Below are 8,370 nucleotides of genomic sequence, written 5' to 3'. Positions count from 1 at the left end.
CAGAGTAGTTAAGCCCGTTAGCGCAGATGGTACTGCTGTATTGTGGGAGAGTATGTCGTCGCCTTCTTCTTAAGAACCCTTCATCATAGCGATGAAGGGTTTTTTTATACCATAAAGTCAAGGAGTGAAATAGCACCTAGAATCCAACTAAAGGTTTATAATTGTCTACTTAAGCCAGCTAGTCTCTCTATATTTCTAATAGCTAATACAATGGATGAGATTATATATCCCTTTTAAACTAACGCAATTCCTCTCTGGCTTTTTATCATAAAATTTACAGAGTTGAAACACTGAATGCTTAAGTGGGTTTTTCAAATCCCTAATACCTTTATGAAATAGAGCCTCTCAATAGAATCAAGCAACCTATATATAATAGAAAAGCAGCCAGTCGGCTGCTTTTCTATTTTAGAGTCTTAATAGTTATCTATTCTACACTTGGGGAAGATCTCCCTCTCCCTTTACAGGCAATTTAGATTTACCCATCAGGAATTTATCTACATGATGTGCCGCTTCGCGCCCTTCAGAAATTGCCCAGACGATTAATGATTGTCCTCTACGCATATCTCCGGCAACAAAGACATTCTTCTTATTAGTAAAATAGGATTTATTTCCTTTAATATTTGTTCTTTCGTCGATCTCCAGACCCATTTTTTCAGAAAGTGATTTTTCAGGTCCGGTAAATCCTAACGACAATAGTGCTAAATCGCAAGGCCATTCTTTTTCAGACCCTTCAATTTCTTTCAATTCTGGTCTTAAACCTGGCCTTTTGATCCATTCTACTTCAACTGTTTTTAGAGCTTTCAGTTTATCACTTTCATCCTTGATAAATTCTTTGGTTTGTATACTCCAATTACGTTCTACACCTTCTTCATGAGAAGAGCTAGTTTTCATCGTAAAAGGCCAGTAAGGCCATGGATTATCCTTACTTCTTTGCTCTGGTGGCAATGGCATGATCTCAAAATTAGTGACAGATTTTGCTCCATGTCTGTTAGAAGTACCAACACAATCTGAACCGGTATCACCACCGCCAATAACAATTACATTTCTGCCATTAGCATTGTATTTGCTGTCCAGTTTATGTAGCCCGTCAACATGCTGATTATTATGAGTGAGAAAATCCATTGCTTGCACAACGCCCTCGGCATCAGATCCCGGGATAGGCAATTTCCTTTTATCCGTAGCACCTCCGCAAAGGACAACGGCGTCGAAACCATCTAGTTCTGCTATGTCATAATTGTTTCCAACCTCAGTTTCTGTTTTAAATATAATACCTTCAGCTTCGAGAATTTCCAATCTTCGATCTATTATCTTCTTCTCTAATTTAAAGTCAGGTATCCCATAGCGTAAAAGTCCGCCTGGTTTCGCCCCACGTTCTAAAACTGTAACTTCATGACCTGCTCTATTCAATTGCTGAGCGGCAGCCAGTCCAGCAGGTCCGCTTCCAATGACAGCAACTTTTTTACCAGTTCTTAGCGAAGGGATTTCAGGCTTTATCCAGCCTTCTTTGAAGCCTCTTTCAACAATATACTTCTCGATCATTTCGATCGCTACAGGGGGCTCTATAATCCCTAATACGCACGCCGATTCACACGGTGCGGGACATAATCTACCTGTAAACTCCGGAAAATTGTTCGTTGCATGCAGGATTGAAAGTGCTTTTTGCCATTCATTCCTGTAAACTGCATGGTTAAAGTCCGGGATCAAGTTACCTAAAGGGCAACCTGAATGACAGAAAGGTATTCCGCAATCCATACATCTACCTCCCTGCTTCTTAAGTTCCTCAGTTGGTAGCTCTTTCTGAAATTCATTATAATTCTTTATCCTGTCCTGAGGTAGTATCGTATCCTCATTTTTTCTTTCGTATTCTAAAAATCCTCTAATCTCTCCCATACCTTACGCCGTTTTAAGAGTTTGCTCGTTGTTTTCTTTCATTTTCTGTAAAGCCTTTTTGTATTCTGTAGGCATGATCTTTATAAAGCCAGCAGAACTTGATTCCCAATTATTCAATATTTCTCGAGCTACATCACTTTCTGTATATTGATAATGCTTTACGATCAAATCTTCTATTTCCGCAATATTTTCTTCGGAAAGTTCTTCGAATTCGATCATTTCCATATTGAACTTATTCCGGTCTATTTTATGGTCAGGATCGTAGATATAAGCTGTTCCGCCACTCATACCTGCTGCAAAGTTTCTACCTATGCCTCCAAGTATAACTGCAATTCCTCCGGTCATGTATTCACATCCATGATCACCAATTCCTTCAATCACGGCCTTTGCTCCTGAATTCCGAACGCAAAAACGTTCTCCGCCTATACCGTTGATATAAGCTTCGCCAGCGGTTGCGCCATATAAAGCAACGTTTCCAATGATGACATTTTCGTGTGAAGCGAAGGTTGCTTCTTTTGGTTTCCGTATAGATAGAACTGCGCCAGAAAGGCCTTTTCCGAAGTAATCATTAGAGTTACCCTCAATATTTAAATTTAGTCCGCGAGCGGCGAATGCACCAAAACTTTGTCCTGCAGATCCTTTAAAATTCAAAGTCAAGGTGTTTGGAGGTAGTCCGTTTGCGCCGTGAATTTTCGATATCTCATTACTAATAATGGCTCCCGTCGTACGATTGGTGTTATCAATAGGATATTCCAGTGTTACCTGCTCTTTTCGATAGATTGCCGGGTGGGCATGCTTTAGGATATCAAAATCTAGAACACCTTCCAGGTTGTGTAGTTGCTTTTCAGTATTTGACAACGGAACCTGTTCACTCAAATTCGGCTTATGTAAAATATTAGATAGGTCTATTCCCTGTGCTTTGTAGTGTTTGATCGCTTTATTCATGTCAAGTTTCTGACATTGACCTACCATTTCATTAATGCTTCTATATCCTAGCTGAGCCATGATCTCTCGCAATTCCTGCGCTATGAAATACATGAAATTGATCACATTTTCTGGTGTACCTTTAAAATTCTTCCTCAATTCAGGATCCTGTGTGGCTATCCCCACAGGGCAGGTATTTAGATGACAAGCCCGCATCATGATACATCCTGATGCTACTAAAGGTGCGGTGGAGAAACCAAATTCTTCAGCTCCTAATAAACATGCGATAGCTACGTCACGGCCAGTTTTTAATTGTCCGTCACATTCTACCACAATCCTGCTTCGTAGATTATTTAGTAATAACGTTTGCTGGGCTTCGGCAATCCCAAGTTCCCAGGGTAATCCTGCGTGTCTTAGCGAAGTAAGCGGAGAAGCTCCGGTTCCTCCATCATATCCAGATATCAAAACTACATCTGCCTTTGCTTTTGCTACACCGGCGGCAATAGTCCCAACACCAATTTTAGAAACCAGTTTTACGTTAATTCTAGCTTCCCGGTTTGCATTCTTAAGGTCAAAAATAAGTTGCGCCAGATCTTCAATAGAATAAATATCATGATGGGGAGGCGGAGAAATCAATCCAACATATGGTGTAGAATTTCTTGTTTTGGCAATATCCGGATTGACTTTTGGACCAGGTAACTGTCCTCCTTCACCGGGTTTTGCACCCTGAGCCATCTTTATCTGAATTTCTTTTGCATTGGTTAAATAGTCGATACTCACTCCAAATCTCCCTGAAGCGACTTGTTTAATGGCTGAATTCCTCCAGTTTCCATCAATATCCTTCTGAAAACGACCGGGATCTTCACCACCTTCTCCAGAATTACTTTTTCCTTTAATTCGGTTCATGGCCACTGCCAGATTCTCATGTGCTTCCTTACTTATAGAACCAAAAGACATGGCACCGGTCTTGAAACGTTTTACAATTTCTGTCCACGGCTCTACCTCTTCAATAGGAATAGGATTTAGTTCCTTGAATTTGAACATTCCTCTAATGGTCATCAACCTTTCCGTCTGCTCATTGATTATTTTCGAATATTCAGTATAAGTATCATAACTATTTTGCTTAACCGCTTGTTGTAGTTTTGCAACGCTGGCCGGATTAAAGACGTGGCGCTCACCATTTCTTCTCCAGCGATAATCCCCGCCTATTTCAAGATCAAGATCTGAATCTGTTTCTGGTGGGAAAAAAGCATGTTTGTATCGTTTCTGAATTTCCTTTTCTACTTCATATAAGCCTATCCCTTCGATCCTTGTTGGAGTATTACAGAAGTATTTATTTACAAATTTCTTGTTGAGTCCGAGTATTTCGAAGATTTGAGATCCACGATAGGAAAGTAAAGTAGAGATCCCAATCTTATTCATGATCTTCACGATCCCTTTGCCAATAGCGACGTTAAAGTTCTCTACCGCAACTTCAGGATCTTCGATATTGATCTCTTTTCTTTCTACAAGGTCGTAGATGATCTCATTAACCATGTATGGGTTGATCGCGCTAGCGCCATATCCAAAGAGAGCTGCAAAATGATGAGGCTCACGAGGTTCAGCAGATTCGATGACAATTCCAAAACTGGATCTTCGGTTATAATCCTTCACCCTATGATGAACAAATGAGCAGGCTAGTAGAGATGGGATTGGGGCAAGGCTTTTATCCACATTTCTATCTGAAAGAATAATTACGTTACAGCCATCATCCACAGCCTCCTTGATCTCTACGATCATTTCTTCCAGCCGGTCTTCGAGACCATTCATTCCTTTTTCTGCGGAATAAAGCATAGAAATACTCTTAGCCTTAAAGCCTGGGTAGTCGATATATTTGATCTTATCAAGATCTTCATTTGAAATAACCGGATTCTGAATTTTTAATTTTTTAGCCTGTTCCGGGACTATATCAAATAAATTGATGTCCTCTCCAATCGTCAGACTAATATCTGTAACGATCTCTTCCCGGATTCCATCCAAAGGCGGATTCGTAACCTGAGCGAATAATTGTTTAAAATAGTTAAATAGTAATTGAGGTTTATCTGAAAGTACTGCCAGTGGAATATCGGTTCCCATGGATCCAATAGCTTCTTTAGCGTTGGAAGCCATCGGGGTGATAATTGTGGTAATATCTTCGTATGTATAACCATGCAATTTCAGCCTGGTGACATAATCCACATCTTCAACCGGAGTCTGATTTCCTGTATACTTTACATCTGCCAGATGCAAAAGATTATCATCGAGCCATTCCTGATAGGGGCGCTTAGAAACAATTTTCTCTTTCACTTCTTCATCTTCGATAATTCTACCTTCGATCATGTCAACCAGGAACATTCTTCCTGGTTCGAGTCTACCGTGTTTGAGAACATTTTCAGGCTTGATGTCAAGAACACCAGTTTCAGAAGACATTACCACGTAGCCATCTTTGGTGACCGTATATCTTGAAGGTCTTAATCCATTTCTATCGAGTAAAGCGCCTATATAATTGCCATCGGTAAATGGAATAGAAGCCGGTCCATCCCAGGGTTCCATAATACAGGCGTTGTATTCATAGAAAGCTTTTTTACTATCTTCCATTGAAGGGTTTTTCTCCCAGGCTTCAGGAACCATCATCATAATAGCTTCTGGTAAGGATCTACCTGTTTGTAATAACAGTTCCAACGCCATATCCATGGAAGCTGAATCTGATTTTCCTTCCAGAATTACCGGAATGATCTTTTTAATATCATCGCCAAAATCTTCACTTTCGAAAAGTTCTTCTCGCGCCTTCATTCGGCTTAAATTACCGCGAAGCGTATTAATTTCACCATTATGACACATATAACGAAAAGGTTGTGCCAGGTCCCACGTAGGAAAAGTATTGGTCGAAAAGCGCTGATGTACCAGTGCAAGTTTGGTGATCACATCTGGATCATTAAGATCCTTGTAATAGATATTAATATCCTGAGGCATGAGTAGCCCCTTATATATTATAGTATTGGTGGATAAGCTTGAAAAATAAAAATAGTCACTTTGTGCCAGACCGGAATGTTCTACCTCATGTTCCGCAATCTTCCGGGCTGAGTACAATCTCTTATTAAAAGACTGCTCATCCATCTCCGTTTTCTTACCTATAAAAACCTGTTCAACAGCTGGCTCTACATTCGAGGCCATTTTCCCAAGACATGTGTGATTTACCGGAACTTTACGCCAGCCCAGAATTTCCAGATCTTGATTAGCTGCATGCTTTTCAAAAATAGTACGACAAAGGTCAGCCTGATTCTTATTCTTAGGGAGAAATAACATTCCTACTGCATATTCTCTAAAATCTGGAATTTCAAATTCACACACTTTCCTGAAGTAATCATGTGGAACTTCTATTAGAATTCCTGCACCATCTCCAGTTTTTCCATCGGCACTGACTGCACCACGATGTTCCAGCCTGATTAAAATATCGATGGCTTTATGTATGATGTTATTGGTTCTTTCTCCGTTTAAATTACATATAAAACCTGCTCCGCAGTTATCACGCTCGTTTAGAGGAGAGTACAACCCCTGTTCCTTTATTCCCATATCTTCATTTTCTATATAAATCTCTTAAAGTTAGTTAAAACTGATTAAAGGAAGAGTGTCATATTTCTCGAAGCTATAACTTTTAAGGATTTGATAATCTGAGTGTTTCTAATTGAGAATAACTGAAATATAAGGGCTTAAAATTGTTTTTATTTATTGAGTTTCGCGGACAAGTTTTATTTGGGGGGTTTCCCCCAATTTTAAACAGATCTTAAAAAAATTAGCATATGCATCGGTAATATTCACTAAATTTAAGTTATTAAAATTCAGTTCTTTAACTCCTGGTGGGAGTCTTCTTTAGTTCTGAAAATCTTTTCTACACCCCTCGATGAGCCAGTGCAATTATGCACTATAAACTGTTCTACACAGGTAATACTCCATACTTTATATTCTCATTGAGGACTGCCCGGTCTACTTTTACTTTTTAATGTTTGTTATGGTTCTAACCATTAAATCAATCATTATGGAAAAAATTACTCTCTCTTCAAATTCCAACTTTATGAGAAAAGGAATGCTACCGAAATTGAGCAGGCCAACCTATTCTCTTAAGTGCACTCTAATTTCTTTAGTCTTTCTATTTTTCTCGTTAGGGGCATTTGCGCAATCCGTAAATCTTGACCAGGTTAGAAATGGATCAGCAGCTTCTCCTGAGAGCCCTGGTAATTGGGCGAATGGGAATCTCGGTCCCACTCAGGCTCACCTGGCAGAAGGATTTTCAGTACCATATCGTGTGATCTTATCCGATATGCCTGCAGGTGAATCTGTTACCTTGACAATCGCATACGACGCAAAGGAAAATGGAAAACACGCAATCGATTATTTGACACACTATGATAGAAGTGAGCCACATTTTCTTGCTTTTGGACATTCATCTAGGGAAATCATAGATCCAACAATTGGTGTTTCTGGGATAACCGCTGGCTCAACTGCCGATAATAGATTTGAAATCCCTACCCCTCCAGGAAGTTCTACGCCTTTAGCCGGTCAGCCAACTGCAAGCCATTTAGCAGTAAGCGGAGAATCCTATGAGGATGTTAATGGTTTTACAGTAGGAGGCGCAGAAATGTCTATATGGAATGGTGAAATTTTTGATATTTCCTATCCCAATCAAGCTAACCTTTCCCTCGCTAGTTCAGAACAGCAAGTTGATATAACATTTACTGTTTCTGGTTCAAGTGGTCAGGCTTCAAGAAACGTAGTGATTGCATGGGGTGGGCATATAGCCAGCAGAGTAGATTGGGGAGAAACCAATGGAGTACCCAACTCAGCAGGTGGAATAGACGGATCACCTTACCATATGCGTTTAATAGGTTGGAGTTTAGGTAATTTAGGTCAGCAGGATCGGTCCTTGAAAGCGGATGCAGTTGTTCCTCCGCCCAACTGTATTTTTGAAAGCGGTACAGATATTTTATGTGAAGGTGGAGAAGGAACTTATACTATAATGCCTGTAGATGAAGGATTCAACCCGGTTTATTCTTGGGAAATTGTTCCAGGGGACACAGGAGCATATTTTGATCCTGCCAATCCTACTGGTACTAGTGCAACCGTAGTTGCAGGAGATGGTGATTTCAAAGTGATTGCTACGATAAACTCAGATTTTGGAACTGTAGAATGTGAATATGATACGAAGGTTGAATTCAAGCCTGAAGCTGGAACTGGTGGTAGTGATCGATTCTGTATTGATGAAGACCTGAGTTCAGTGAGTCTGTTTGGCCTGGTTACTGGCGGAGATGCCGGTGGTGTCTGGACAGATGCTTCGGATGTATCAGTATCAGATCCAATAGACCTAAGCAGTTATACTGCGGGCACCTATGTATTTACCTATACGGTAGGACCTGAAGATGCTGATTCAGAATGTGTATCAGACAATACAACGGTAACTATAATTATTGATGGAACGGTGGAAGCTGGAACTGGTGGTAGTGATCGATTCTGTATTGATGAAGACCTGAGTTCAGTGAGTCT

The 8,370-nt window shown here is 40.2% G+C and carries 3 protein-coding genes; 1 reads left to right on the top strand and 2 read right to left on the bottom strand.

Annotated features, from left to right (window positions below; translation table 11 throughout):
• Positions 1–429: 429 nt before the first annotated feature.
• On the bottom strand, positions 430–1,890 hold the full coding sequence (locus ACNKXS_RS10775) for a glutamate synthase subunit beta (protein WP_417920834.1): 1,461 nt from the start codon (positions 1,888–1,890) through the stop codon (positions 430–432).
• A 3-nt stretch (positions 1,891–1,893) separates the two neighbouring features.
• A complete protein-coding gene (gltB, locus tag ACNKXS_RS10770) occupies positions 1,894–6,405 on the bottom strand; it encodes a glutamate synthase large subunit (RefSeq protein WP_417920833.1) in 4,512 nt (1,503 codons plus the stop codon).
• A 463-nt stretch (positions 6,406–6,868) separates the two neighbouring features.
• Here gltB and ACNKXS_RS10765 point away from each other — a divergent pair.
• Positions 6,869–8,370, top strand: a 1,502-nt coding sequence (locus tag ACNKXS_RS10765) for a hypothetical protein (RefSeq protein WP_417920832.1), incomplete at its 3' end; no start/stop codon positions are given.

It is taken from the genome of Christiangramia marina (assembly GCF_048285865.1).
Taxonomy (GTDB): Bacteria; Bacteroidota; Bacteroidia; order Flavobacteriales; family Flavobacteriaceae; genus Christiangramia; species Christiangramia marina.
The sequence above is the reverse complement of the archived record's forward strand: the minus strand, read 5'-3'. Positions and strand labels throughout refer to the sequence as shown.

What these genes read in the sequence shown, in the direction of transcription:
- ACNKXS_RS10775 (WP_417920834.1), bottom strand. Translation starts at nt 1,890, where the DNA reads ATGGGAGAGATTAGAGGATTTTTAGAATACGAAAGAAAAAATGAGGAT.
- gltB (WP_417920833.1), bottom strand. Translation starts at nt 6,405, where the DNA reads ATGGGAATAAAGGAACAGGGGTTGTACTCTCCTCTAAACGAGCGTGAT.